The following is a 25,546-nucleotide window of genomic DNA, read 5'->3' as shown; positions in this document are numbered from 1 at the left end:
CGACAGCAGCACATTGCGGCTCCGCCGCGTGGCACCGGCTGCGAAACCTGGTCCTGTGGAGCAGCTTGGAGTGCTCGCCACCCTGTCAAGGTGGAGGCCGCGGGTTCAAATCCCGTCAGGACCGCAGTGATACGAAGGCCCGCGCCGTTTGGTGCGGGCCTTCGTCGTGTGCTGCCCCGGACCGCCGGAGGCCGCGCCCGCGGCGGAGCCGCAATCAGACACAGCAAATTCCGTCAGGACCGCGCTCGGGCACGCCCGGGCAGCCGTTTGGTGCGGGCCTTCGTCGTGTCCGGGAGGTTTCCCCCACCCCGCCCTCCCCCTACGGCCTGGCGGCCGTGGGAGGTACCCCCATCCCGAAACTGGGGGCAAGCCCCCAGACCCCCAACGGGGCTTCGCCCCGGACCCCGTAAGCGACCTTCGGCCGCATGTCCTCAAACGCCGGACGGGCTGAAATGTACGGCTTGGCCGCACATCCAGCCCCGTGGGGGCCCCGGGACGAAGTCTGGGGAAGCTTGAGGCGCAGGGGTCCTGGGGCAGCGCCCCCAGTTCGCGCCGCGAAGCGGGCGCAGGGAGGTTGAGGGTCCCCCCGGACGGAGTCTCGGGGGAGGGCGGGCTGGGGAACAGCCCCGCGCAGCGGCCCCGCCGAGCGCGGGGGGCGACTCACGTGGCGCTGGCGTCACACCCGCCCCAGCCGTGCCCCCGTCGTCTTGACGGCGTCATCTGCCACCGGTACCCAGTGCATAGAGGACGGCACACACCCGGAGGTGACGTGCATGGCGGCGTCCGCAGCGAGGCAGCACGAGACCAAGGCGCTTCTGCGCGCCCATCTGAAGGCCGCGTCCGGCTATAGGCACCGCACTCGGCACTGCCCGATCTGCCATCGACTCTTGAGGCTCGCCATGGAACCCTCCGCAGACGCCCCCCAGCCCGAGGCCGAAGCCTCGGCCCCCGAGTGACCAAAGCGCCCTGGCACGCGAGTTCGCCCGCGGCACGCTTGTCTTTGGCAAGAGGCGTGCACTGTGACGGGAGTCACCGAACGGGTTTCCCGAACGGGGGAATTTAACCCCTGCCTACAACCGACCAATTTAATATGTGCAATTGCACCACCTTCCGAGCATCTCCCCACCCTTCCGGGCCATCCCGCCCCCAGGGCCCCCCGCCGGCCACCCGCCACACCTCCCCGGGCACAAAAAAATCGCGCTGGACCCGGCGGAGTCCAGCGCGATCAATGACGAAGATGTCCGTTGGGGCAGACGCCCGTCATGTGGAGCTATAGGGGGGCTTGCCGGGATGGGGGTCCCGGAAATGCCCGATCAAATGGGGTGTTCAGGCCTCGCTGCGCTGCTGCGGAATACCCGCAAGCAGTGCGCGGACCTCTGCCTCGCGATACCGACGATGTCCACCGAGCGTGCGGATGGACGTGAGCTTGCCTGCCTTCGCCCAGCGGGTCACCGTCTTCGGGTCCACGCGGAACATCGTGGCAACCTCAGCCGGGGTCAGCAGCGGCTCGGCATCAGGGGTGCGAGCGGTCATGAGCGGCCTCCTCGGGAGAACCGAACCTTCTCGGTTCTTTCCTCTAAATTCTGCACCTTGACCCGCGTTGCCCGAAATGGCGGACGCGGGCCGAGTCGGTTATAGGACGAACGGCTTGTCCTCGGCACTACAACTACACCATCTGTCCAGCCACGTCGGCCAAACCGACGGAATTGCCCTCTGAGTGTCCAACAGCGGCGGAACGCCGATGGACCATGCCATAGCGGACAGTCACGTCACAGTGACGATCAGTCACAGAGCGATCAGGAGTCGTCAGACCCCCCGTAGAGTGCAATGCCGAGTATTCCGCCCATAGTTGGACGGAAGGAGTCCTCCCCGGACTCCTTGTCCTATTTTGACACGAGGGTAGGTGATGGGCGCAAGAGCCCAGTAAGTGCCGTCCGTCACGCTTGAGACAAAGGCCCGGATCGGGACCTACGTCCTGGACCGATGGCTTCCATGAGGCTCAATGGTCCCCAGAAACGCTCAGTTGGCGAACTGAAGGTCCCTCACGGCCCGCCAGCGATCCACGAGGCGCGCGTACGCCTCGCCCGCGCCCTCGCCGTCCCCGGCCCGCAGCGCGGCGATCCCCTCGGCCAGATCCGCGGCCGACCGGTCCTGCGAGAGCTGCGGTCCTGTCAGCGCGTGCACCAGGCCGCCGTAGTCCAGCTCGACCAGGGAACGCGGATGGAATTCCTCCAGCCACCGCCCCACATCTACCAGGCCCTCGGTCAGCAGGCCCTCGTCGATCGTCTCCCGCAGCGTCTTCAGCGCCCGCGCCACCCGCCGCCTGGCCTCCACCATCGGCGTCCGGTAGCGCAGCACGGCCGCCGCGGGCCCGGCCGGCTCGTACTGGCGCTCGTCGTCCGAGAAGAGCGCGAACCAGCGCACCGGCACCTGCCAGACCGCCGTCCTGATCCACGGCCGCGCGTCCGGGTTGCGCTCGCGCCACTGCTCGTAGTCCGCGGCCGCCTGCCCGCGCACCACCGGCGGCAGCACCGCGTCGAGCAGCGGCGCGGGCAGCTGCTCGGCCAGCTCCTCCAGCGCCAGCCAGCCGCGCAGCCGGGTCCGCCACGGGCAGACGCAGACCACCCCGTCCACCTCCGTGACGAAGGCGTCGCCGCTCTCGTGGACCGGCACCGGGACCGGCGGTGTGGGCAGCAAGTCGGCGAGCGATCGCCGTAGTTCGTCCTGCGCGGTGGGGGTGCGCTCCCGGCGGGCGTAGCGGGCCCAGTGGCTCCGCTCCGGCTCGGGAAAGGCCGCCAGCGGCTCGTACACCCGCAGGTAGGCCGCATACGGGACGAGGACCGAGGACAGCGCTGGCATGGGGCAAATCCTTCCACGCCGGTACTCCGCCAGGGGGTGATCCTCAGCACTGGGTCGGATCTACGCGCGCGTAGGACTTACCCTCTGTCCCAACTGGGCCTTCTCCACCCACAGGAAGGTCCGCATCCGCCGCTTCGTACTTGGGAGTCACCACCGTGACCGATGTGACCGACGGCGTCCTGCACACCCTGTTCCGATCGGACCAGGGCGGCCACGAGCAAGTCGTGCTGTGCCAGGACCGCGCCTCCGGGCTGAAGGCCGTCATCGCCATCCACTCGACCGCCCTGGGCCCTGCCCTCGGCGGCACCCGTTTCTATCCGTACGCGTCCGAGGAAGAGGCCGTCGCCGACGCGCTGAACCTCTCCCGGGGGATGTCGTACAAGAACGCCATGGCCGGACTCGACCACGGCGGCGGCAAGGCCGTGATCATCGGTGACCCCGAAACGATCAAGACTGATGAGCTGCTGCTGGCTTATGGCCGGTTCGTGGACTCTCTCGGTGGCCGTTATGTCACCGCCTGCGACGTCGGCACGTATGTCGCGGACATGGACGTCGTGGCCCGTGAGACGCGCTGGGCCACCGGGCGCTCGCCCGAGAACGGCGGCGCCGGCGACTCCTCCGTGCTGACCGCCTATGGCGTCTTCCAGGGCATGCGGGCCTCCGCCCAGCACCTGTGGGGCGACCCGACGCTGCACGGCCGCAAGGTCGGCATCGCGGGCGTCGGCAAGGTCGGCCACCACCTGGTCGAGCATCTGCTCAAGGACGGCGCCGAGGTCGTGATCACGGATGTGCGCGAGGAGTCCGTACGCCGGATCCTCGACAAGCACCCGCAGGTCACGGCCGTCGCGGACACGGACGCCCTGATCCGCACGGCGGGCCTGGACGTCTACGCCCCCTGCGCGCTCGGCGGCGCCCTGAACGACGACTCCGTGCCCGCGCTCACCGCGAAGGTCGTCTGCGGCGCGGCCAACAACCAGCTCGCACACCCGGGCGTGGAGAAGGACATCGCGGACCGCGGGATCCTCTACGCCCCCGACTACGTGGTGAACGCCGGTGGCGTGATCCAGGTCGCCGACGAGCTGCACGGCTTCGACTTCGACCGCTGCAAGGCGAAGGCCGCGAAGATCTTCGACACCACGCTGGCAATATTCGCACGTGCGAAGGAAGACGGCATTCCGCCGGCCGCGGCGGCCGACCGGATCGCCGAACAGCGCATGGCGGAAGCCCGCCGCCGCTGATCCTCGCCGGACCTCGGCCCGCCGCCCTGGGAGAGAAGACTCACCCCGGTCGGCGGGTCGACTGCCAAGAAGAGGTTAAAATCGCAGTTGACCAGCGAGGACGGGGCTCCTCGCGGGTTCTGTGAAGTGGCGCGTCATGCGGGCGGCGTACCGTATGGCCGCGGAAGCAGGTACCGTTGAAGCCCTACGGACCGGTCTCTCCACGGAGAGCCCGTTCCGAATCATGAACGCGTGTCAAGACTCTGGGGCCGTCGAGCCCCGTCACCGAGGGGGTCGAGCCATGGGGCGCGGCCGGGCCAAGGCCAAGCAGACAAAGGTCGCCCGCCAGCTGAAGTACAACAGCGGCGGGACTGACCTGTCGCGTCTGGCCAATGAGCTGGGCGCATCGCCTTCGAGTCAACCACCGAACGCTGAGCCGTTCGAGGATGACGACGAGGAAGATGACCCGTACGCACAGTACGCGGAGCTGTACAACGACGACGATGACGAGGACGAAGAGTCCGGTCCGTCGTCGCAGCGCCGCGGCGCTTGACGTACGTACACCTCAAATAGCACTGCCACGTGACCCGGTCCGGGGTGCTCGCCCCGGACCGGGTTTCGCGCTGCCCCTGTGGGCTCAGTTCGCGTAGTCCCCGGTCAAGGTCGCACCGGTGGTGTGCTCGCCGCGCTCGGTGATCTCTCCCGCGACCCATGCGTCGACGCCGCGGTCCGCGAGCGTGGCCAGCGCCACGTCCACCGACTCCTCGGGGACGACGGCGATCATGCCCACGCCCATGTTGAGCGTCTTCTCCAGCTCCAGTCGCTCGACGTCGCCGGCCGTGCCGACGAGATCGAAGACGGCGCCGGGGGTCCAGGTCGACCGGTCGACGACCGCGTGCAGGCTGTCCGGGATCACCCGGGCGAGGTTGTTGGCAAGACCGCCGCCGGTGACATGGCTGAAAGCGTGCACCTCGGTGGTCCGGGTGAGCGCCAGGCAGTCCAGCGAGTAGATCTTGGTGGGCTCGAGCAGTTCCTCGCCCAGCGTCCGGCCGAACTCCTCGACCTGCTGGTCCAGGGACATCTTCGCCCGCTCGAACAGGACATGGCGGACGAGCGAGTACCCGTTGGAGTGAAGGCCGGAAGACGCCATCGCGATGACCGCGTCACCCGTACGGATACGATCCGCGCCCAGCAGGCGGTCGGCCTCGACCACGCCCGTACCGGCGCCCGCGACATCGAAGTCGTCCTCGCCGAGGAGTCCGGGGTGCTCGGCGGTCTCGCCGCCGACCAGAGCGCAGCCCGCCAGCACACAGCCTTCGGCGATGCCCTTGACGATGGCGGCGACCCGCTCGGGGTGGACCTTGCCGACGCAGATGTAGTCGGTCATGAAGAGCGGCTCGGCGCCGCAGACGACCAGGTCGTCGACGACCATGCCGACGAGGTCGTGGCCGATCGAGTCGTACACACCCATCATGCGGGCGAGATCGACCTTCGTGCCGACGCCGTCGGTGGCGGAGGCCAGCAGCGGGCGCTCGTACCGCTTGAGGGCGGAGGCGTCGAAGAGACCGGCGAAACCGCCGAGGCCGCCGAGGACCTCGGGGCGCCGGGTCTTCTTCACCCACTCCTTCATCAGCTCGACGGCGCGGTCGCCCGCTTCGATGTCGACGCCCGCGGCCGCGTAGCTGGCACCGGTGCCCGCGTGCTCAGCACGCTCGGAAGATTCAGCGGTCATTGCTGGGAGCTTTCGTGTCGTACTGCGGGGGTTACGGACGACGGAGCGCGTCGGCGGCATCGGAACCGCCCGCCAGCTCGGTCTCCAGAAGCTGCTTACCGAGCAGCTCGGGATCGGGAAGATCCATCGGGTACTCGCCGTCGAAGCAGGCGCGGCACAGATTCGGCTTGGCGATGGTGGTCGCCTCGATCATGCCGTCGATGGAGATGTACGAGAGCGAGTCCGCGCCCAGCGAGTTGCCGATCTCCTCGATCGTCATGCCGTTGGCGATCAGCTCGGCGCGGGTGGCGAAGTCGATGCCGAAGAAGCAGGGCCACTTCACCGGCGGGGACGAGATCCGGATGTGGACCTCGGCGGCACCGGCCTCGCGGAGCATCTTGACCAGGGCGCGCTGGGTGTTGCCGCGGACGATCGAGTCGTCGACGACGACCAGGCGCTTGCCCCGGATGACTTCCTTGAGGGGGTTCAGCTTGAGGCGGATGCCGAGCTGGCGGATGGTCTGGGACGGCTGGATGAAGGTGCGGCCGACGTAGGCGTTCTTCACCAGGCCGGAGCCGTAGGGGATGCCGCTGGCCTCGGCGTAACCGATGGCGGCGGGGGTGCCGGACTCGGGTGTCGCTATCACCAGATCGGCCTCGACCGGGGCCTCCTTGGCGAGTCTGCGGCCCATCTCCACACGGGAGAGATAGACGTTCCGGCCGGCGATGTCGGTGTCGGGCCGAGCCAGGTAGACGTACTCGAAGACACAGCCCTTGGGCTTCGCTTCTGCGAAGCGGGAGGTGCGGATGCCGTTCTCGTCGATGGCGATGAGCTCGCCCGGCTCGATCTCACGGACATAGCTGGCGCCGCAGATGTCGAGGGCGGCGGACTCGCTCGCGACGACCCAGCCGCGGTCCAGGCGGCCGAGGACGAGCGGGCGGATGCCCTGCGGGTCGCGGGCGGCGTACAGGGTGCCCTCGTCCATGAAGACCAGCGAGAACGCGCCCAGCACCTCCGGCAGCACCTTGGCGGCGGCCGCCTCGATGGTGAGCGGCTTGCCGTCGTTGTCGACCTGGCCCGCGAGGAGCGCGGTGACCAGATCGGTGTCGTTGGTTGCGGCGACCTGGGTGGACCGGCCGTTCTCCTTGGGGAGAGCCGCGACCATCTCGGCGAGCTGGGCGGTGTTGACGAGGTTTCCGTTGTGGCCGAGCGCGATCGAGCCGTTGGCGGTGGCCCGGAAGGTCGGCTGGGCGTTCTCCCACACGGAGGCGCCCGTGGTCGAGTAGCGGGCGTGACCGACCGCGATATGACCCTTGAGGGAGCCGAGAGAGGTCTCGTCGAAGACCTGGGAGACCAGGCCCATGTCCTTGAAGACGAGGATCTGGGAGCCGTTGCTCACCGCGATTCCCGCGGATTCCTGGCCTCGATGTTGGAGGGCGTAGAGCCCGAAGTAAGTGAGCTTCGCGACCTCTTCGCCCGGGGCCCAGACACCGAAGACGCCGCAAGCGTCCTGGGGGCCTTTCTCACCGGGGAGCAGGTCGTGGTTGAGTCGTCCGTCACCACGTGGCACGGCACCGAGTGTAGGCGAGATCGACCACTGGTCCGAATTGGGGATACGCGGGGGGCTCGCGCGGAGGATGGTCCGGAGCGCTGTTCGACCATGCGGCCTCTTGGTGACCGGACAGTCACGCTGGTGGAGCGCCGACGCGTTGACCTGGCCCGCGTCGTGGACGCGACCTGTCGCCGCGCCCGACAGCCCATGCTCCTGGGCGTCGGGGAGGCGGGGATTCGTCTGCGGGGAACCCGCAGCGCGGGCGTCAGGGACAACGTCGGCGTTGCCCTTGTCACACCTGGCGCGCTCCCGTACCCCGGTTGATCACTTCTCCGACAAGGCGGGCGTCGACGTCGCGGCCAGTCCCTTGCCGTTCTCCGCGGTCAGGGACAGGGTGCGGTAGTCGATCTTGTACGTCACCTTGCCCCCCAGGACCTTCAGCAGGTGGCTCTCGACCGTCTGCGCCGTGCCGGTGCACATCTTCCGGGTGGTGGCGAGCCGGTCGAAGGTGATCGTGGAGCCGGAGATCTTCGCGGTACTGGTGAAGGTGTTGCAGCCGAGGCTGCCGCGTACGGAACCGTCCTTGGCGAAGGTCATGTACGCGTTCTTCTCCGTGCCGGCGGGCAGCGAGGACGCCGTGTCGCCGGTCACCAGGGAGTTGACGGTCCACTTGGTGCCCACCAGCGGGGCCCGCTTCTGGGAGCTGAGGGTGATGGAGTCGCCCTTGTCGGTGGTCAAGGTGAGCTTGCCGTCGGTGACCTTCGCCTTGAGCTTGCCGGAGAAGGCGGACCGCAGCGCGTCTTCGAAGGCCATGCGGCCCTTGTCGCAGGCCATCTCGGTCTGCACGGCGTTGCCCACGGTGATCGTGTCGCCGTTGACCTTCACGTCGGCGCCGAAGCCGTTGCAGCCGTAGTTGCCCTGGGCGCGGCCCTTGGAGGTGATCTCGACATGCGAGCCCTCCGGGGCAGCGGACTTCTTCCCGTCGACGGTCACGCTGTCGACGGACCAGTGGACGCCGGTGAGGGGCAGATCGGTCGAGACCGAGCCGCCGCCGTCGCCGGTGCCGGATCCGGAACCCGTTTCCGTGCCGCAGGCCGCGAGGGCGAGCAGCGCCAGGGCGGTGACAGGAATGCTCAGCTGGTTGCGCATACCGATCTGACGGGGCTGCTGTGGCTCTGGTTCCCCCTCGCCTTCCCCCTGCCGCTTTCAGCCCAGGATCGGGAGCAACCCTGAGAGATCGGCTCGCTCGCCGCTCGCGCTGACCTTCGCCGCGTCGAGCGCCTCGGCCCATCCCGTACGCCCGGTGGCGAGACGGATCCAGGTCAGCGGATCGGTCTCGACGACATTGGGCGGGGTTCCCCGGGTGTGCCGCGGACCCTCGACGCACTGCACGACGGCGAACGGCGGCACCCGTACCTCGGTGGATGCGCCCGGTGCCTTCACCGCGAGCGCGTCGGCGAGCAGCCGGGTGCAGGTGGCGAGCGCCTGCCGGTCGCAGGGGATGCCGAGCCCGGTGGCGTCGTTCAAGTCGTCGGTGTGGACGATGAGTTCGACGGTACGGGTGACCAGGTAATCGCCGAACCGCATCGCGCCGACGCGGGTGGCGAGGAGCCGGTCGTCGGAGGCGACGGGCAGCAACTCGGCGAGCCGGGCAGCGGTCCGGGCATACAGCTCCGGGGGCTCGGCGCTCGCCGCGATCTCCTTGGTGTCCTCCGAGACGTTCCCCGCGTGCTTGATCGTCGCGAACGGCCAGTCCAGCAGCTCGAGTTTCACCGCGGCGGGAGCAGGGTTCGCGTAGGTCCGGACGACCGTGTCGATCACCATGGCGATGTGCCCGGTCAGGTCACGCACGGTCCAGTCGCCGAGCCGGGTCGGCAGGGCGAGCTGCTCGGGCGTGAGGGTGCCGACCGCGCGCCGTACGTGCTCGAACTGGGCCAGGACGGCCGTACGGATCTTGGCGGAGTCGTAGCTGCGGGTGCGCTTCTTGGCCGGTGGCATGAGACCGACAGTAAAGGGTGGGTACGACAGCCGCACAAACCGCGAAAGCCCCCGTCCGGAAGGGTCCGGACGGGGGCTCCCACAGCAGTTGTGCGTCAGACCAGCAGACCCGGGATGGTCTCCTCGTGAGCCGTACGGAGCTCGCTCAGCGCGATGCTGAACTCGCCCTGCACATCCACCACTGCATTTGAATCGGACACGGTCCCGTCCACGACACCGATACGCGTCACGGGCAGACCCCGCGCCCCGCACATGTCGTTGAAGCGGAGCTCCTCGCTGCGCGGGACGGACACGACCGCACGGCCGGCCGACTCGCTGAACAGGAAGGTGAAGGCGTCGAGCCCGTCCGGAACGATCAGCCGCGCACCCGTGCCGCCGCGCAGGCACGACTCGACGACCGCCTGAATAAGGCCGCCGTCCGACAGATCGTGCGCCGCGTCGATCATGCCGTCGCGTGAGGCAGAGATCAGGATCTCGCCGAGCAGCTTCTCGCGGTCCAGGTCCACGGCCGGCGGCAGTCCGCCGAGATGGTCGTGGATCACCTGGGACCAGGCCGAGCCGCCGAACTCCTCACGCGTGTCGCCGAGCAGGTAGAGGAGCTGGCCCTCTTCCGCGAAGGCGATCGGCGTGCGGCGGTTGACGTCGTCGATGACACCGAGGACGGCCACGACGGGCGTCGGGTGGATCGCGACCTCGCCGGTCTGGTTGTAGAGCGAGACATTGCCGCCGGTGACCGGGGTGCCGAGCTGCAGGCAGCCGTCCGCGAGGCCGCGGGTGACCTCGGCGAACTGCCACATGACGTCCGGGTCCTCGGGCGAGCCGAAGTTCAGGCAGTCCGAGATGGCGAGCGGCCTGGCGCCGGAGGCGGCGACATTGCGGTACGCCTCCGCCAGCGCGAGCTGCGCGCCCGTGTACGGGTCGAGTTTGGCGTACCGGCCGTTGCCGTCGGTCGCCATGGCCACACCCAGGTTCGACTCCTCGTCGATCCGGATCATGCCCGCGTCCTCGGGCTGGGCCAGCACGGTGTTGCCCTGCACGAAACGGTCGTACTGATCGGTGATCCAGGACTTCGACGCCTGGTTCGGCGAGGAGACCAGGGCGAGGACCTGCTCACGCAGTTCCTCGGAGGTCGCCGGCCGGGGCAGCTTGTTCGCGTCGTCGGCCTGCAGCGCGTCCTGCCACTGCGGACGGGCGTACGGACGGTGGTACGTCGGGCCCTCGTGGGCGACGGACCGCGGGGGTACGTCGACGATCTGCTCGCCGTGCCAGAAGATCTCCAGCCGCTCGCCCTCGGTCACTTCACCGATGACGGTGGCGATGACGTCCCACTTCTCGCAGATCTCCATGAAGCGGTCGACCTTGCCGGGCTCGACGATCGCGCACATGCGCTCCTGCGACTCGCTCATGAGGATCTCCTCCGGCGAGAGGGTCGCATCACGCAGCGGGACGGTGTCGAGCTCGACGCGCATACCGCCGGAACCGGCGCTCGCCAGCTCGGAGGTGGCGCAGGACAGACCGGCGCCGCCGAGGTCCTGGATGCCCGCGACCAGCTGCTCCTTGAAGATCTCGAGCGTGCACTCGATCAGGAGCTTCTCCTGGAAGGGGTCGCCGACCTGAACGGCGGGGCGCTTGGCGGGACCGGTCGACTCGAAGGTCTCCGACGCCAGGACGGACACGCCGCCGATGCCGTCTCCGCCCGTGCGGGCGCCGTACAGGATGACCTTGTTGCCGGGGCCCGACGCCTGGGCGAGGTGGATGTCCTCGTGCTTCATCACGCCGATGCAGCCCGCGTTGACCAGCGGGTTGCCCTGGTAGCACTCGTCGAAGACGACCTCGCCGCCGATGTTCGGCAGGCCGAGGCAGTTGCCGTAGCCGCCGATGCCCGCGACGACGCCCGGCAGGACGCGCTTGGTGTCGGGGTGGTCGGCGGCGCCGAAGCGCAGCGGGTCGACGACCGCGACCGGGCGGGCGCCCATCGCGAGGATGTCGCGGACGATGCCGCCGACGCCGGTGGCCGCGCCCTGGTAGGGCTCGATGTAGCTGGGGTGGTTGTGCGACTCGACCTTGAAGGTGACCGCGTAGCCCTGGCCGACGTCGACGACACCGGCGTTCTCGCCGATCCCGACGAGCATCGCGTCGCTCTCGGGCTTCTTCTCGCTGAACTGCTTCAGGTGGACCTTGCTGCTCTTGTACGAGCAGTGCTCGGACCACATGACGGAGTACATGGCGAGCTCGGCGCCGGTGGGCCGGCGGCCGAGGATCTCGCGGACGCGCTCGTACTCGTCCTGCTTGAGGCCGAGTTCCTTCCAGGGCTGCTCGACGTCCGGGGTCCCGGCCGCGTGCTTGACCGTATCCAGGCTCATGCGTTGACCAGCTTCTTGAGGATCGAGGTGAAGAAACCGAGGCCGTCGGTGCGGCCCGTGCCGATGAGGGGCTCGACGGCGTGCTCCGGGTGCGGCATCAGGCCGACGACATTGCCCGCGGCGTTGGTGATGCCGGCGATGTCACGCAGCGAGCCGTTCGGGTTGAAGTCCAGGTAGCGGAAGGCGACCCGGCCCTCGGCCTCCAGCTCGTCGAGCACGCGCTCGTCGGCGACGTACCGCCCGTCCATGTTCTTGAGCGGGATCAGGATCTCCTGACCGTCGGTGTAGTCGGCGGTCCAGGCCGTCCCGCTCGTCTCCACCCGCAGCTTCTGCTCGCGGCAGATGAAGTGCAGATGGTTGTTGCGGAGCATGGCGCCCGGCAGCAGATGCGATTCGGTGAGGATCTGGAAGCCGTTGCAGATACCGAGAACCGGCATGCCCGCCCTGGCCTGGTCGATGATCGTCTCCATCACCGGCGAGAACCGGGAGATGGCTCCGGCGCGCAGATAGTCGCCGTAGGAGAAACCTCCGGCGAGGACCACGGCGTCGACCTGCTTGAGGTCCTTGTCGCGATGCCAGAGCGAGACGGGCTCGGCGCCCGCGAGGCGGACGGCGCGCAGGCTGTCCTGGTCGTCGAGCGTGCCGGGGAAAGTGACGACTCCGATACGAGCGGTCACGATTCCACCTTTACGACGAAGTCCTCGATGACGGTGTTGGCGAGGAACGTTTCGGCCATCTCATGGATGCGGGCGAGGGCGGCCTCGTCGACCGGCCCCTCCACCTCCAGCTCGAAGCGCTTTCCCTGACGTACGTCCGCGATTCCGTCGAATCCGAGACGCGGCAGTGCACGCTGTACTGCCTGTCCCTGGGGGTCGAGGATCTCGGGCTTGAGCATGACGTCGACTACGACGCGTGCCACGGGCACTCCCGGTGGTGTGTTGCGAGGGCGGTTCCCTCAGCGTACCCGCCCGAAAAATCTACGCGGGTAGATATCCGGAGAACGCCCAGGGAAAATCCCGGGAAAAATTCCCGCACGCCATTGCATCGGACACGCGCATGTAATTGGCTGGGCTTCACAATGCAGTGCGAACCGCTGTACAAAGGAATACAGAGGAAAGCACCATTGCCCCTCACCCGCCGGAAAGCCGGTATCACCGCATGTCGGTAGGCATGTCAGAACCGGTGATACCGCAGGGAAAGGACCGATATCCGTGGCTCAGCGAGTAGTGGTCACGCTCTCCGACGACATCGACGGCGGAGAAGCGGCGGAAACGGTCGCGTTCGCGCTGGACGGGAAGGCGTACGAGATCGACCTCAATCCCTCCAATGCAAAGAAACTGCGCAAGGCACTGGCCCCGTACATGGCGGCAGGCCGAAAGCAGACAAACGCCGGGAAGCGCGACAAGTCTCGCGTCTCCTACCGGCACACCGCGCTCGAGCCCGCCCCGGCGGCCGTGCGGGCGTGGGCGCAGTCCAACAAGATGGCCGTGCCGGCCCGCGGACGGATCCCCAAGGCGGTCTACGCGGCCTTCCGCGAGGCCAGTTGAGAGGCCGGCCGAGAGCGCTCGCAGATCCGAGTTGCACTGCACCCCCGCTGTTCGGCTAGAGTCTGGAGCACGCCGAGGGGCGAGGCCGCACGGCCCGACCTCACGCAGCGTGCGGGTGTAGTTCAGTAGTAGAACATCCCCCTTCCAGGGGGAAGGCGCAGTGTGCAATTCCTGTCACCCGCTCTACATCGCTTTACCGGCCACGGTTGTGGATCAGGTAGAGTGGTGGACGCACCGCCCAGTGAGAGCTGAGCGGCAGCAATGCGGACGTGGCTCAGTTGGTAGAGCATCACCTTGCCAAGGTGAGGGTCGCGAGTTCGAATCTCGTCGTCCGCTCAGAGTGAGGGCCCTGGTCAATATGACTGGGGCCTTCTTCGTGTTCGCCCTTCGTATGCACCGGCTCCGATGACATTTGTCATGGACAGCGGTGACAGCCCGCACTGCCGGGCGGAGCCGGCCGGCCCGAGCCTTGAGTCATGACCACAGACCAGTACGTCATCGAGGCCGAGGAGCTGCGGCGGACCTACGCCGGCGGCTTCGAGGCAGTGACCGGCATCTCCTTCTCCGTGGCGCGCGGCGAGGTCTTCGCCCTGCTCGGGACCAACGGCGCGGGCAAGACCTCCACGGTCGAGCTGCTGGAGGGCCTTGCTGTGCCCGACGGCGGACGGGTGCGGGTCCTCGGTCACGATCCGCACCGCGAGCGCGCCGCTGTTCGGCCCAGGATCGGCGTGATGCTGCAGGAGGGCGGCTTCCCCTCCGACCTGACCGTGGCCGAGACGGCCCGGATGTGGGCGGGGTGCACGAGTGGGGCCCGGCCGACCGCTGAGGCGCTGGAGCTGGTGAAGCTCGGCGAGCGATCCGGCGTACGGGTCAAGCAGCTGTCGGGCGGGGAGCGGCGGCGGCTGGATCTGGCGCTGGCTCTGCTCGGGCGGCCCGAGGTGCTCTTCCTCGACGAGCCGACGACCGGCCTGGACGCCGAAGGGCGCTACGACACCTGGGAGTTGGTGCGGGCGCTGCGCGACGGTGGCACGACCGTGCTGCTGACCACGCACTATCTGGAGGAGGCCGAGTCCCTGGCCGACCGGCTGGCGATCATGCACCGGGGGCGGATCGTGAGCACGGGCACCCCGGCCGAGGTGACGGCGGCCCGGCCGGCGCGCATCCGGTTCGTCCTGCCCGAGGGGGTGGCGGCGGGACGGCTGCCGCTCTCGCTGCGGGCGGCGGCGGACGGCCGGCGGATCGAGATCCGTACGCACCAGTTGCAGCAGGCGCTCGAAGAACTCCTGCGGTGGGCGCGGGAGTCGGACGTACGGCTCGACGAGCTGGATGCCCGCACCGCCTCGCTCGAAGAGGCCTTCCTCGACATCGCGCGGGGCGCGGCGCAGGACACCGCGCAGGGCATCGCGAAGACAGAAACGGCAGGTGTGTGACATGACCGCGACGGCTGGACGACTGACCGCTCTCGGGCGGGCCGAACTGACTCTTCTGCTGCGGAACCGGACCGCGCTCGCCGTGGCGCTGGTGATGCCCGGGGCGAGTGTCGCGGCGATCAAGGCATCCATGGACCAGCTCGATCCCGACATGAGCGTCGCGGAGGCGGCGATGACGGGCGGGATCGGGATAGTGCTGATCCTCGTCGTCCATCTCAACCTCGTCTCGGCGTATGTGGCGCGGCGCGAGGAGCTGGTTCTCAAGCGGCTGCGTACGGGGGAGGTGCCGGACCGCGAGATCCTCGCCGGGACGGCGCTGCCCGCTGCCGGTCTCGCGCTCGCGCAGTGCGTGCTGATCGTGGTGGCCGGGGTCGCCTTCCTGGGTGTGGGGGCGCCGAAGCGGCCCGAACTGCTGGTCCTGGGTGTGCTGCTGGGGATGGTGCTGCTGGCCGCGCTGGCGGCCGCCACGTCCGCGGTGACCCGGACCGTGGAGAGCGCTCAGCTCACCACGCTGCCGATGCTCCTGATCTCGTATGTCGGCTCCGGCCTGCTCATACCGCTGGAAACGATGCCGCAGGAGCTCTCGTCCGCGTGCAAACTGCTGCCGGTGACCGGGGTGATGACGCTCGTACGGGCCGGCTGGCTGGGCGGTGCCGACGCCCATGACGTGGTCGGGGCCGCGGTGACGGCTCTGGCCTGGATCGCACTCTCGGTGTTTGCTGTGCAGCGGTGGTTCCGCTGGGAGCCCCGCCGCTGACTTCGGGGGTTTCTGTGCGAGTGAAGGGCTGGAGCGGCCGCAGCGGACTGGCGAAGGTGGACCTGTATACGCGCGGCACGGTCTATCTGATCCCGTGGGCGGGGGTCCTCGGGCTGACCTTGCTGCTGCAGGCCCGGCCGGTCCACGAGGACGGGCAGCTGATGCTGGTCTTGAGCGCCTCGCTGCTGGCCGTCGCGGAGGGGGTGCTCTGCGGACGGCTGGCCCGGCACGCGATGGATGCCTATCTGGGGCAGGGGCAGGTGCCCCGGAGCATGGTCTCGCGGGCGGCGGCGGTGACGGCTGCGACGACGGCCGCCGTGGTGGCGCTGGCGTCGACGGTCGATCTGGCGGAGCTGCTGCCGACGATGCTGGCGGCGGGGCTGGCGCCGTTCCTGACCGTCCACTGTCTGCTCGTACGCAACCGGACCACGGGTCTGATCCAACTGGCGGTGCTGGCCGTGGTGGGCGGGCTGGTTTCGCTGACCGGCCGCACCGCCGGTCAGGCGCTGTTCGCCGTCGTGACGACCGGCTTGGTGACCGGCTGGATGGCGTTCACGGCGCGGGCGTCCATGTGGGTACTGGCAGTGATGTGGGAGCTGCGCGAGGCGCGTGACGTACAGGCGCGGCTCGCCGTCGCCGAGGAACGGCTGCGCTTCGGCCGCGATCTGCACGACGTACTGGGCCGGAACCTCGCCGTCATCGCGCTCAAGAGCGAGCTGGCGGTGCAGCTGGCCCGCCGCGCATCGAAAGGGGCGTGCGAAGCACCCGTCGGGCGGCGGTCGGTTGACGGGTGGGACCGAGCGGTCGACCAGATGACAGAGGTCCAGCGCATCGCCCAAGAGTCGCACCGAGAGGTACGGGACGTCGTGCGCGGCTACCGCGAGGCGGACCTGCGGGTGGAAGTGGAGGGCGCGCGAGGCGTGTTGGCGGCGGCCGGGATCGCCTGCACCGTCGAGTGGGGGGAGGCGGAACTGCCCGGCGATGTCCAGTCGGCGCTGGGCTGGGTGGTCCGGGAGGCCACGACGAACGTGCTGCGGCACGGGGACGCTCAGCGCTGCACGATCTCGGTGCGCACCGAGGACGACACCGTCGTCCTGGTCGTCGAGAACGACGGGGTGACCGAGGCGGCGCCGGGCGACGCCCCGGGCTCGGGGCTCGCGGGCCTGCGGGAGCGGCTGTCCGCGGTGGGCGGCACGCTGGAGGCCGGCTCGTGTCGGGGCGGGCGCTTCCGTCTGACGGCCCGCGTTCCCCTCAATGACGGCAGAAACGACGGGGACGACCTGGTCGGGGATGACGTGAAGGAGGCGGTGTGACCGTACGCGTACTGCTCGCCGACGACGAGCATCTGATCAGGGGCGCCCTGGCCGCCCTGCTCTCGCTCGAAGACGATCTCGTGGTGGTCGCCGAGGCGGCCACGGGCGGCGAGGCCCTGGCCATGGCTCGGGCGCACCGGCCCGATGTCGCGGTCCTCGATCTCCAGATGCCAGGGCCGGACGGTGTGAGTGTGGCCACATCCCTGCGGTCCGAACTGCCCGAGTGCCGGACGATGATCGTGACCGGTCATGGGCGGCCCGGCCACCTCAAAAGGGCGCTGGCTGCGGGTGTGCGGGGGTTTGTCCCCAAGACCGTGAGCGCCCAGCGGCTGGCGGAGATCATCCGTACGGTGCACGCCGGAAACCGCTATGTGGACCCGGAGTTGGCGGCCGACGCGATCTCGGCGGGGGACTCGCCGCTGACCGGCAGGGAGGCGGAGGTGCTGGAGCTGGCGGCGGACGGGGCACCCGTCGCGGAGATCGCGGAGCGGGCCTCGCTGTCGCAGGGGACCGTGCGGAACTACCTCTCGTCGGCCGCCTCCAAGCTGGGGGCCGAGAACCGGCATACCGCGGTGCGTCTCGCTCGCGAGCGAGGTTGGGTATAGTGGTCCCCGCGCCACAGCGCATGCGGACGTAGCTCAGTTGGTAGAGCGCAACCTTGCCAAGGTTGAGGTCGCCAGTTCGAACCTGGTCGTCCGCTCAGAGTGGAGAAGGCCCCGGTCATCGCGACCGGGGCCTTCTTCGTGTCTGTCGGTCGTGCCGTGTCTACGACCAGCTCATGCCGGTCAGCAGCTCGTACGCCTCGATGTACTTGGCGCGGGTCGCCTCGACGATCTCCTGGGGGAGGGCCGGCGGCGGCTGCTCGCTCTTGCGGTCCCAGCCGGAGGCGGGCGAGGTCAGCCAGTCGCGGACGTACTGCTTGTCGTACGAGGGCTGGGCACGGCCCGGCTCCCAGGAGGCCGCCGGCCAGAAGCGGGAGGAGTCGGGGGTCAGCACCTCGTCGGCGATGACGAGCTCGTCGCCCTCGAAGCCGAACTCGAACTTGGTGTCCGCCAGGATGATGCCGCGGTCGCGGGCGATGTCACGGGCCCGGCCGTAGACGGCGAGAGTCGTCTGGCGCAGCAGGGCGGCGGTCTCCGCGCCGACCTGGCGGGCCACTTCCTCGTAGCTGACGTTCTCGTCGTGATCGCCCACGGCCGCCTTGGTGGCGGGCGTGAAGATCGGGGCCGGGAGCTCGGAGCCGTCGCTCAGACCCTCGGGCAGGGCGAGGCCGCAGACCGTACGGGACTCCTGGTACTCGACGAGGCCCGAGCCGGTGAGATAGCCACGGGCCACGCACTCGACCGGGACCATGCGCAGCGACTTGCAGATGAGGGTGCGGCCCGCCCAGTCGGCGGGGGCGCCGTCGGGAAGGTCGGTGCTCAGGACGTGGTTGGGGACCAGGTCCTCCAGACGCTCGAACCACCACAGCGACAGCTGGGTGAGCACCCGCCCCTTGTCGGGGATCTCTGTGGGCAGCACCCAGTCGTAGGCGGACATGCGGTCGCTGGCGACCATCACGAGGTCGCCCGCCTCGTTCTGGTACAGGTCGCGCACCTTGCCGGTGTGCAGATGTACCAGGCCCGGCACCTGTAGCGGCTCGGGCTTTTCGACGAATCCGGACACGGTTCCTCCCCGTGGTGATGTCTAACCTGTCCGATTGTCCCGTACGCGGGGTGGACCGGCTCGTACGGGGTCAGTCGCGCTTGCAGATGCGGTCGAGGAGGTTCGCCGTCGCCCGCTGGACACGGGTGTCGACATGGCCGGGGCGGTCCAGCGCCGGGGACCAGGCGAAGGTGCCGGCGGCGAAGACGAGGGCGCCCGAGGGTGCGCGGTACAGCGATGTCTCCTGGTGACGGGTGACGCCCTCGCCGTCCCGGTAGGGGGAGTGGGAGAGCAGGATCCGGCCCTGGTGTTCGGGCAGCGCCGTGCGCGGGAAGTACCGGTCGGCCTCGCCCGCGACCAGGCCGGGGAGCTTGTCGCCCTCGTCGGCTCCGGTCGCCTCCCAGAGCCAGTGATCCGCGTTCCGTACGACCAGGGGGTGTGGCTCGGGGACCCGCCCCGCGTACTGGATGCCCAGCAGCTGCTGCTCCGCCCGGTCGATCTCGCGCCACAGGGCCGGTTTTCCGGGGCAGCGGCGTTTGCGGCAGGTCAGCAGGCGGTCAGGAACGCCGGAGGGCGACGGGCCGAGCTCGACCTGCCAGTACATGGTGTTGGCGGAGAGGAAGACGAGCGAGGTGCCGCCGTCGCGGGCGCGCTCGACGGTGCGGCGCATCGGCGCCGACCAGTACTCGTCGTGGCCGGGGAAGACCAGTCCCCGGTAGCGGCCGGGGTCGATACGGCCGGCGTGGAGGTCGCGGGTCTCCGCGTAGGCGAGGTCGTAGCCGTACCGCTCGGCCCAGCGGATGAAGTCATAGGCGTGGCCGACATGGAGGGGCAGGCCCGCGCCCGCGTACGGACGGTCGAAGGAGACCGTGGTGGCGGCGTCCTCCTCGCCGAGGAGGCGGCCCGTCTCGTCCCAGGCGTGGTAGAGGCTGGCGCCCGTGCGGCCGTCCTCCGGATAGAGGTTGTACGCCTGCCAGGTGATGTCAGGGAGGAGGAGCAGGAGGTCGGCGGGCTGGTCGTCGCGGACGGTGAAGGGGATGTGGGAGCGGTAGCCGTCGGCGGTGGTGAGCACGGCGACATACGCGCCGACCGCCCAGTAGGACGGGATCTGCAGCCGCCAGGAGAGCCACCAGTGGTGGCAGGAGACGGTCCGGTCGGCGGCGAGAGGCGGCGGCTGGACGATGCCGGAGAGGCGCGGGCTGGTGGTGATCTTGGCCGCTCCGTCGCCCCCGTAGTGCCCGATGCGGTAGACGTCGACCGAGAACTGCTGGGGCGGGTCGACGGTGATGTGGAAATCGATCGCCTCGCCGGGGGCGGCCGCGCCCGTGGACGCGAAGCCTTTGATCTGCCGGCGTACGTCGTCGGCGGTGCGGGGTCCGCGGGCGCTCCTGCCGCGGTCGGGATCGGCGTACCAGGGGACGACCTGGCCGGTGTCGTCGAAGTAGTGCTCACTGCCGCGCAGCCAGGGCAGGGGGCCCTGGCCGAAAGGGTCCGTGACGGCGTGGGCGAGGGCGCCCGATTCCCATCGCCGGATCTGCTCCGCCCCCATGCTGCGCCCTCCCTCGAGGCCCCAGGTCATCTGTGATGCGCCACCAGTGTTCAGTGCCGGTCTCCAGCACATCACATAACGCACGCACTCCGTCACCGTTCGTCGCTAATTGACGTGAGCGGAAGGGGATGTTCCGGACGAGATGGGTGTATCGCCCGCGCCGGCGGGCGCGGGGCTCGTCGTCGTCCGGCGCCGTCCGACTGCGTCCGACGCCGTCAGACCAGGCGGACCGGCTTTTCCGGGCGGACGCCCAGGGTGGAGAGCCAGCTGCGCAGAGGGGCCGCGTCGCCGTCCTCTGTCAGGCTCAGCACGCGGGTGGCCAGATCCGCGCGGCGTTCACCATTGATCATCAGCGCCGGGCCGTCGAGCCAATCGAGGCCGGGGGCCGCGCCCGCAGTGTCGACGGCGGCGCAGCAGACCATCGCGGTCACATGGTCGGCGAGCAGCTCACGGCCCGTACGGGGCGGCTGCAGCGGGAAGAGCGGAAGCGGGTCGGCTCCCCAGCCGTTCAGCGCGTCACCGGGGCTCTTGGGGGGCGGGGGGACCGCGGCCTCCTCGCGGGCGACCTCCGCGCTGATCCCGGCGGCCAGCATCTCGCCGGTCTCGGCGCCCCGGCCGGACAGATGGTCCATGACCCGGGTCAGCGTCGGCCCGTGCGGGCCCGTCGACGGCGGTACGCCCAGGTCGTCGAGCACCCTGTGGAGGCGGGCCGCTTCCGTACGCCACTTACGGTCGACCACCTCTTCCGGATACTCCTGCCAGTCCACCGGCGACCAGTCGGGGCCCGCCTCGGCCGGGCCGCCGTGGAAGAGGCGGGCGGCCAGCAGGGATGCGGCCTCGTCTATCGCGCCGGGCTCTTCGAGCAGGTCGCAGGCGGGGCGCTCGCCCAGCCTGGAGGCGAAGCCCTCGGCGAGACGGTCGCGCCGGGAGAGCTCGGTCAGGGCCGAGACGACGCCCGCGTCCAGGCGCGAGGGCCAGCGGCCCATGCGCCAGGCGGGCAGCGCGACCCGGGTCAGCAGCCGGTCCCAGCCCGCATAGGCGAGGCCGACCTGCTCCTGGGCGACGATCCGCAGGCCGTAGTCCACAGCCTGTGCACGCTCGGACGCGGCCGCCGCGACGCCCCGCTCCATCTCGGAAGCCGGCGCCTGACAGCTGCGCAGCAGCAGCCGGGTGCTCCCGCCGACGAAACCGAGCGCCACCTTGCGTATCGGTCCCTGCCCCGGGGCGGCCGCGACCGCGACCGCTGCGTCCAGGCCCCGTATGAAACGGCGGGCCGCTGCTATGTCGGGGTGCGCGGAGGGTGCTGTGCCCGCGACGACCGGCGCCAGCACGGCCCTCAGCTCGGCGACCCGCATCCACCACAGGAAGGGCGAGCCGATCACCAGCACGGGCGCTTCGGTGCCACGGCGCCTGCTTCCACCGCGGATCGCATGGGCCGGGTGCGTACGGTCCTCGAGCCAGCTGTCGCAGTCGGGGGTGAGCGCCAGCGCGGAGGGCGCGGGCACCTCCAGGCGCTCGGCCAGGTCACGCACCAGCCGGTACAGATCCGGGGCCGCGCGCTCCGGGAGCTCGACGGTGGGGCTGAGCGCGGGACTGGCCCGGACGATCACCGCCGCGACCGCCGCGGCGAGCAGCAGCACGATCACCGCGAAGACCGAGACGGCCCAGCGCGCCGCGTCCCAACTTCCGCCGCTCATATGCCCCGCGGCATCGCCCGCGAAGAGCACGACGGCCACGGCCGCGGGCAGCAGCGCCACGGCCAGCGCCCTGCTGCGCACCCGCAGCACGGCGAGGGCTCGCGAGCGCGCGGCGTGCGCACCCATCGACTCACCGAAACCGGTACCGGACACGGTCCGACCTCACCCCCTCTGCCCTGCGACGGTGTTGCTCACTCCCCCACTGTGGCACCCACAACTGACATCGCAATGCCGGTGGGCCAAGTGCCGGAACGCTTGCGCCGCACCCTAGTTGGGGCTTCGGCGGGCGTCATCCGGATGGCTCAGCCGTCACTCGATGGAATGGCGTTGGGTAAAGGTGATGACGGTGCTCAGGGCCTAGAGGTTCACTCCCCGGCGGCCTTGCGTGCGATGTCCGTACGGTGCTGCGAGCCGTCAAGACGGATTCGGGCCACCGCCCGGTACGCGCGCTCACGCGCCTGCGCCAGGTCCTGCCCGGTCGCCGTGACCGAAAGGACCCGGCCGCCGGCGCTCACGATCGCGTCGCCGTCCCGCTTCGTCCCGGCGTGCAGAACGTACGCGTGGGGCGCATCCTGGGCCGCGACCTCGTCCAGGCCCTCGATGGGGTCGCCGGTGCGCGGGGTGTCCGGGTAGTTGTGCGAGGCGACGACCACGGTCACGGCGGCGTCATCCCGCCACCGCAGCGGCGGCTCCAGGTCGAGGGTGCCCTGGGCGGCGTGGAGCAGCAGGCCCGCGAGCGGGGTCTGCAGGCGGGCCAGGACCACCTGTGTCTCCGGGTCGCCGAAACGGGCGTTGAACTCGATGACGCGTACGCCGCGCGACGTGATCGCCAGACCCGCGTACAGCAGCCCGGCGAAGGGCGTGCCGCGGCGGTGCAGTTCGTCGACGGTGGGCTGGAGGACGTTCGCCATGACGTCGTCGACCAGCTTCGGGTCGGCCCACGGGAGCGGGGAGTACGCGCCCATGCCGCCCGTGTTGGGGCCCTCGTCGCCGTCGAGGGCACGCTTGAAGTCCTGGGCCGGGGTGAGCGGGACGACCGTCTCGCCGTCGGTGATCGCGAAGAGGGACACCTCGGGCCCGTCGAGGAACTCCTCGATGACCACGCGGCCGCCGCAGGCCAGTGCGTGCTCACGGGCCTTCTCGAGGTCGCTCGTCACGACGACGCCCTTGCCGGCCGCGAGGCCGTCGTCCTTGACGACGTACGGAGCGCCGAAGGCGTCGAGGGCCTCGTCGATCTCCTCGGGCGTCGTACACACATAGCTGCGGCCCGTGGGCACACCGGCCGCCGCCATCACGTCCTTGGCGAAGGCCTTGGAGCCCTCCAGCTCGGCCGCCTCGCGGGAGGGGCCGAAGCAGGGGATGCCCACGGCTCGTACGGCGTCGGCGACCCCGGCGACGAGCGGTGCCTCCGGGCCGACGACGACGAGCCCGGCCTCCAGCTCGGTGGCGAGCCGCGCCACGGCCTCACCGTCCAGCGCGTCGACCGGGTACAGCTCGGCGACCTCACCGATGCCTGCGTTTCCGGGCGCGCAGTACAGAGCGGTGACGTCGGGGTCGAGGGAGAGAGAGCGGCACAGGGCGTGTTCGCGGGCGCCGCCGCCGATGACGAGGACCTTCACGGCAGCCAGCCTAGCCGCCGGGGCGGGCTGCTCCTGTACGGGCCTCCGAGACCTTCTCCCCTATTCGTTTGTGTATTCCTCCACGACGGTGGCACCGAGCTCGCGGACGATCACGTCGATGCCGGAGAGCGCGGAGTCGACGAGGTCGGGGTCGTCCTCCTCCGGTACGTCGTCCTCGGGGGCGACCGGGGGCGGGCTGTGCACGGGGGCGGGGCGCGGGGGCTCGGCCGCGGAGGCCTGCGGGGCCACCGACTGGGGAGCTGCCTGGGCGGGCCGGGGCGCCGGAGCCGTGGGGGCCGGGGCGGGAGCGGAGTTCTGGGGGGCCGTGGCCTGCGGGGCGGACGGGCCGCGGCCGTATCCGCTGCCACCGCCTCCGTATCCACTGCCGCCACCACCGAAGCCGCCACCGCCGGAGCCGCCTGTGCCGAAGCCGCCTCCGCCGCCGGGTGGGGGCTGGGCGCCTCCGCCGGGGCCGGCCGTGCCGCCCGACGGGTCGATGATCGCCTCGACCTTCCACTGCACATTGAACTGCTCGGCCAGCGCCTGCTTCAGCACCTCCTCGCTGCCGCTGCTCGCGAAGTTGTCCCGGGCGCCGGCGTTGATGAAGCCGAGCTGGAGGGTGGTGCCGTCGAAGCCCGCCACCTGGGCGTTCTGGCTGAGCAGGATCCAGGTGAAGCGGCGGCGGTTCTTCACCGCCTCCAGGATGTCCGGCCACATGTTCCGTACCTGACCGGCGCCTTGGACCATGCCGGGAGCGGGGGCAGGTGCGGCGGGCGTGGGCGCCGCGGGAGCGGGGGCCGCAGGCCCCGGCTGCTGGCCGCTCTGTCCCGGGGCCGACGCGGTGGGCCATCCGCCGGGACGCCGCCCGGCCTCGGGCGCGGTCGCGGCGGGCCATGCCCCTGGGCGCTGCCCGGCGGGCTGCTGCTGCTCGGCGGGGGAAGCGGGAGGAGCGGGGGCGGGAGCTTCGGGCGCAGGGGCAGGGGCTTCGGCGGGCGCGGGTGCGGGTGCGGGCGGCACCGGCGCGTGTGCCTGGGCCGCGGGCCCCGGGACGTACCCCATCGCGGGCCCGGAACCGCCGGTCGAGAACGTCACCCCGCGCTCCAGCTTGTCCAGCCTGGCCTGCGTCGAGCGCTCGTCGTCGAAGGCGGCGGGCAGCAGCACCCGCGCGCAGATCAGCTCCAGCTGCAGCCGTGGCGAGGTGGCGCCACGCATTTCCGTAAGCCCCGTGTTGACGAGATCCGCGGCCCGGCTCAGCTCGGCCGCGCCGAAGACGGAGGCCTGCGCCTGCATCCGCTCGACCACATCCGCGGGGGCGTCGATGAGCCCGGTCGTCCCCGCGTCGGGCACGGCCGCCAGGATCACCAGGTCCCGCAGCCGCTCGAGGAGATCGGCGACGAAGCGCCGCGGGTCGTTGCCGCCTTCGATGACCGTGTTGACGACCTGGAAGGCCGCGGCCCCGTCACCCGACGCGAAGGCGTCCACGATCGAGTCGAGCAACGACCCGTCCGTGTACCCGAGGAGGGCGGTGGCCATGGCATACGTCACACCCTCCTCGGCGGCGCCCGCGAGCAACTGATCCATGACGGACATGGAGTCACGCACGGACCCCCCGCCCGCCCGTACGACGAGCGGCAGCACACCGTCGGCGACCGGGATGTTCTCCTTGCCGCACACCTCGCCCAGGTAGTCGCGCAGCGTCCCTGGGGGCACCAGCCGGAACGGGTAGTGGTGCGTACGCGACCGGATGGTGCCGATGACCTTCTCGGGCTCGGTGGTCGCGAAGATGAACTTGAGATGCTCCGGGGGCTCCTCGACCACCTTCAGCAGAGCGTTGAAGCCCTGCGGGGTGACCATGTGCGCCTCGTCGATGATGTAGATCTTGTACCGGCTGCTCGCCGGGCCGAAGAAGGCCTTCTCCCGAAGATCACGCGCATCGTCCACGCCACCGTGGGACGCGGCGTCGATCTCGATGACGTCGATCGACCCCGGTCCGTTCCTCGCGAGATCGCGGCAGGACTGGCACTCGCCGCAGGGCGTGGGTGTGGGCCCCTGCTCGCAGTTCAGACAACGGGCGAGAATGCGCGCACTGGTCGTCTTGCCGCATCCACGCGGCCCGCTGAACAGGTACGCGTGATTGACCCGGTTGTTCCGCAGGGCCTGCTGCAGCGGGTCGGTGACATGCTCCTGCCCGATGACCTCGGCGAAGGACTCGGGGCGATAGCGGCGGTACAGCGCAAGGGACGACACGCCTACGAGGTTATCGGGGCCCACCGACAAGCGGCGCCGTCGT

At 70.1% G+C, this 25,546-nt stretch carries 22 protein-coding genes and 4 tRNA genes; 12 read left to right on the top strand and 14 right to left on the bottom strand.

All coding sequences use genetic code 11. The features are described 5' to 3' along the window. Positions 1-49: 49 nt before the first annotated feature. Positions 50-124, top strand: a tRNA-Asp gene (locus tag OG905_RS21380). Positions 125-773: 649 nt separating this feature from the next. Then, positions 774-956 carry a DUF6274 family protein gene (locus OG905_RS21375; RefSeq protein ID WP_328675337.1) on the top strand — a complete coding sequence of 61 codons (183 nt, stop codon included), beginning with the start codon at positions 774-776 and terminating at the stop codon, positions 954-956. Positions 957-1,326: 370 nt separating this feature from the next. Here OG905_RS21375 and bldC read toward each other — a convergent pair whose 3' ends face one another. Both bldC and OG905_RS21365 read right to left on the bottom strand, forming a co-directional pair. Further along, positions 1,327-1,533, bottom strand: a complete 207-nt coding sequence (bldC, locus tag OG905_RS21370; RefSeq protein ID WP_003949541.1) for a developmental transcriptional regulator BldC — start codon at positions 1,531-1,533, stop codon at positions 1,327-1,329. A gap of 486 nt (positions 1,534-2,019) precedes the next feature. Then, on the bottom strand, positions 2,020-2,859 hold the full coding sequence (locus tag OG905_RS21365; RefSeq protein ID WP_328674696.1) for a hypothetical protein: 840 nt from the start codon (positions 2,857-2,859) through the stop codon (positions 2,020-2,022). Positions 2,860-3,014: 155 nt separating this feature from the next. On the opposite strand from OG905_RS21365, the gene OG905_RS21360 reads away from it, so the two are divergent. Together OG905_RS21360 and OG905_RS21355 are read left to right on the top strand one after the other, a co-directional pair. Continuing rightward, a complete protein-coding gene (locus tag OG905_RS21360; protein ID WP_328674695.1) occupies positions 3,015-4,097 on the top strand; it encodes a Leu/Phe/Val dehydrogenase in 1,083 nt (360 codons plus the stop codon). 280 nt (positions 4,098-4,377) lie between these two features. Further along, on the top strand, positions 4,378-4,629 hold the full coding sequence (locus tag OG905_RS21355; RefSeq protein WP_266547513.1) for a DUF3073 domain-containing protein: 252 nt from the start codon (positions 4,378-4,380) through the stop codon (positions 4,627-4,629). An 84-nt stretch (positions 4,630-4,713) separates the two neighbouring features. Here OG905_RS21355 and purM read toward each other — a convergent pair whose 3' ends face one another. The 7 genes from purM to purS all read right to left on the bottom strand — a co-directional run bounded on the left by purM (position 4,714) and on the right by purS (position 12,619). Further along, the gene (gene purM, locus OG905_RS21350) at positions 4,714-5,808 is read right to left on the bottom strand and encodes a phosphoribosylformylglycinamidine cyclo-ligase (protein WP_328674694.1); all 1,095 of its coding nucleotides are present in this window, start codon (positions 5,806-5,808) and stop codon (positions 4,714-4,716) included. Positions 5,809-5,839: 31 nt separating this feature from the next. Beyond that, on the bottom strand, positions 5,840-7,357 hold the full coding sequence (purF, locus tag OG905_RS21345) for an amidophosphoribosyltransferase (protein ID WP_328674693.1): 1,518 nt from the start codon (positions 7,355-7,357) through the stop codon (positions 5,840-5,842). 306 nt (positions 7,358-7,663) lie between these two features. After that, positions 7,664-8,488, bottom strand: coding sequence for an META domain-containing protein (locus OG905_RS21340; protein ID WP_328674691.1), 825 nt, complete (start codon positions 8,486-8,488; stop codon positions 7,664-7,666). A 57-nt stretch (positions 8,489-8,545) separates the two neighbouring features. Beyond that, positions 8,546-9,337: a maleylpyruvate isomerase family mycothiol-dependent enzyme gene (locus OG905_RS21335; RefSeq protein WP_328674689.1), complete on the bottom strand. Its 792-nt coding sequence runs from the start codon at positions 9,335-9,337 to the stop codon at positions 8,546-8,548. 95 nt (positions 9,338-9,432) lie between these two features. Further along, the gene (gene purL / locus OG905_RS21330) at positions 9,433-11,700 is read right to left on the bottom strand and encodes a phosphoribosylformylglycinamidine synthase subunit PurL (protein ID WP_328674687.1); all 2,268 of its coding nucleotides are present in this window, start codon (positions 11,698-11,700) and stop codon (positions 9,433-9,435) included. Continuing rightward, positions 11,697-12,377 carry a phosphoribosylformylglycinamidine synthase subunit PurQ gene (gene purQ / locus OG905_RS21325; protein ID WP_324988836.1) on the bottom strand — a complete coding sequence of 227 codons (681 nt, stop codon included), beginning with the start codon at positions 12,375-12,377 and terminating at the stop codon, positions 11,697-11,699. Before purQ ends, purL begins: the two co-directional genes overlap by 4 nt. Next, positions 12,374-12,619 (bottom strand): phosphoribosylformylglycinamidine synthase subunit PurS, encoded by a 246-nt coding sequence (gene purS / locus OG905_RS21320; RefSeq protein ID WP_078076409.1) that lies wholly within the window; start codon positions 12,617-12,619, stop codon positions 12,374-12,376. Before purS ends, purQ begins: the two co-directional genes overlap by 4 nt. Positions 12,620-12,911: 292 nt before the next feature. Here purS and OG905_RS21315 point away from each other — a divergent pair, with 292 nt between their 5' ends. The 8 genes from OG905_RS21315 to OG905_RS21280 all read left to right on the top strand — a co-directional run bounded on the left by OG905_RS21315 (position 12,912) and on the right by OG905_RS21280 (position 17,447). Beyond that, complete coding sequence (locus OG905_RS21315; RefSeq protein WP_328674677.1) at positions 12,912-13,247, top strand: histone-like nucleoid-structuring protein Lsr2; 336 nt, start codon at positions 12,912-12,914, stop codon at positions 13,245-13,247. A gap of 111 nt (positions 13,248-13,358) precedes the next feature. Next, positions 13,359-13,430 (top strand) — tRNA-Gly (locus OG905_RS21310). Between the two features lie 80 nt (positions 13,431-13,510). After that, positions 13,511-13,583: transfer RNA gene (locus OG905_RS21305), tRNA-Gly, on the top strand. 140 nt (positions 13,584-13,723) lie between these two features. Beyond that, entirely contained in the window at positions 13,724-14,677 is a 954-nt protein-coding gene (locus OG905_RS21300; RefSeq protein ID WP_328674675.1) for an ABC transporter ATP-binding protein, read from the top strand. A 1-nt stretch (position 14,678) separates the two neighbouring features. Then, the gene (locus tag OG905_RS21295) at positions 14,679-15,434 is read left to right on the top strand and encodes an ABC transporter permease (protein ID WP_328674673.1); all 756 of its coding nucleotides are present in this window, start codon (positions 14,679-14,681) and stop codon (positions 15,432-15,434) included. A gap of 20 nt (positions 15,435-15,454) precedes the next feature. Continuing rightward, positions 15,455-16,747, top strand: a complete 1,293-nt coding sequence (locus OG905_RS21290; protein ID WP_328674671.1) for a sensor histidine kinase — start codon at positions 15,455-15,457, stop codon at positions 16,745-16,747. Then, entirely contained in the window at positions 16,744-17,352 is a 609-nt protein-coding gene (locus OG905_RS21285) for a response regulator transcription factor (RefSeq protein WP_328674668.1), read from the top strand. Before OG905_RS21290 ends, OG905_RS21285 begins: the two co-directional genes overlap by 4 nt. Positions 17,353-17,374: 22 nt before the next feature. Further along, positions 17,375-17,447 (top strand) — tRNA-Gly (locus OG905_RS21280). 65 nt (positions 17,448-17,512) lie between these two features. On the opposite strand, the gene OG905_RS21275 is transcribed toward OG905_RS21280, so the two are convergent. From OG905_RS21275 to OG905_RS21255, 5 genes are all read right to left on the bottom strand, one after another. Next, complete coding sequence (locus tag OG905_RS21275; RefSeq protein ID WP_328674666.1) at positions 17,513-18,412, bottom strand: phosphoribosylaminoimidazolesuccinocarboxamide synthase; 900 nt, start codon at positions 18,410-18,412, stop codon at positions 17,513-17,515. A 70-nt stretch (positions 18,413-18,482) separates the two neighbouring features. Then, positions 18,483-19,940: a N,N-dimethylformamidase beta subunit family domain-containing protein gene (locus OG905_RS21270; protein ID WP_328674664.1), complete on the bottom strand. Its 1,458-nt coding sequence runs from the start codon at positions 19,938-19,940 to the stop codon at positions 18,483-18,485. A gap of 215 nt (positions 19,941-20,155) precedes the next feature. Beyond that, positions 20,156-21,790: a hypothetical protein gene (locus OG905_RS21265; protein WP_328674662.1), complete on the bottom strand. Its 1,635-nt coding sequence runs from the start codon at positions 21,788-21,790 to the stop codon at positions 20,156-20,158. A gap of 212 nt (positions 21,791-22,002) precedes the next feature. After that, on the bottom strand, positions 22,003-23,256 hold the full coding sequence (gene purD / locus OG905_RS21260) for a phosphoribosylamine--glycine ligase (protein ID WP_328674660.1): 1,254 nt from the start codon (positions 23,254-23,256) through the stop codon (positions 22,003-22,005). A 60-nt stretch (positions 23,257-23,316) separates the two neighbouring features. Continuing rightward, complete coding sequence (locus OG905_RS21255) at positions 23,317-25,503, bottom strand: DNA polymerase III subunit gamma and tau (RefSeq protein WP_328674658.1); 2,187 nt, start codon at positions 25,501-25,503, stop codon at positions 23,317-23,319. Positions 25,504-25,546: the final 43 nt, after the last annotated feature.

The sequence above is a fragment of the Streptomyces sp. NBC_00322 genome (assembly GCF_036147535.1).
In the GTDB taxonomy this organism is placed as follows: Bacteria; Actinomycetota; Actinomycetes; order Streptomycetales; family Streptomycetaceae; genus Streptomyces.
This window is presented reverse-complemented; position numbering and strand designations above follow the sequence as displayed.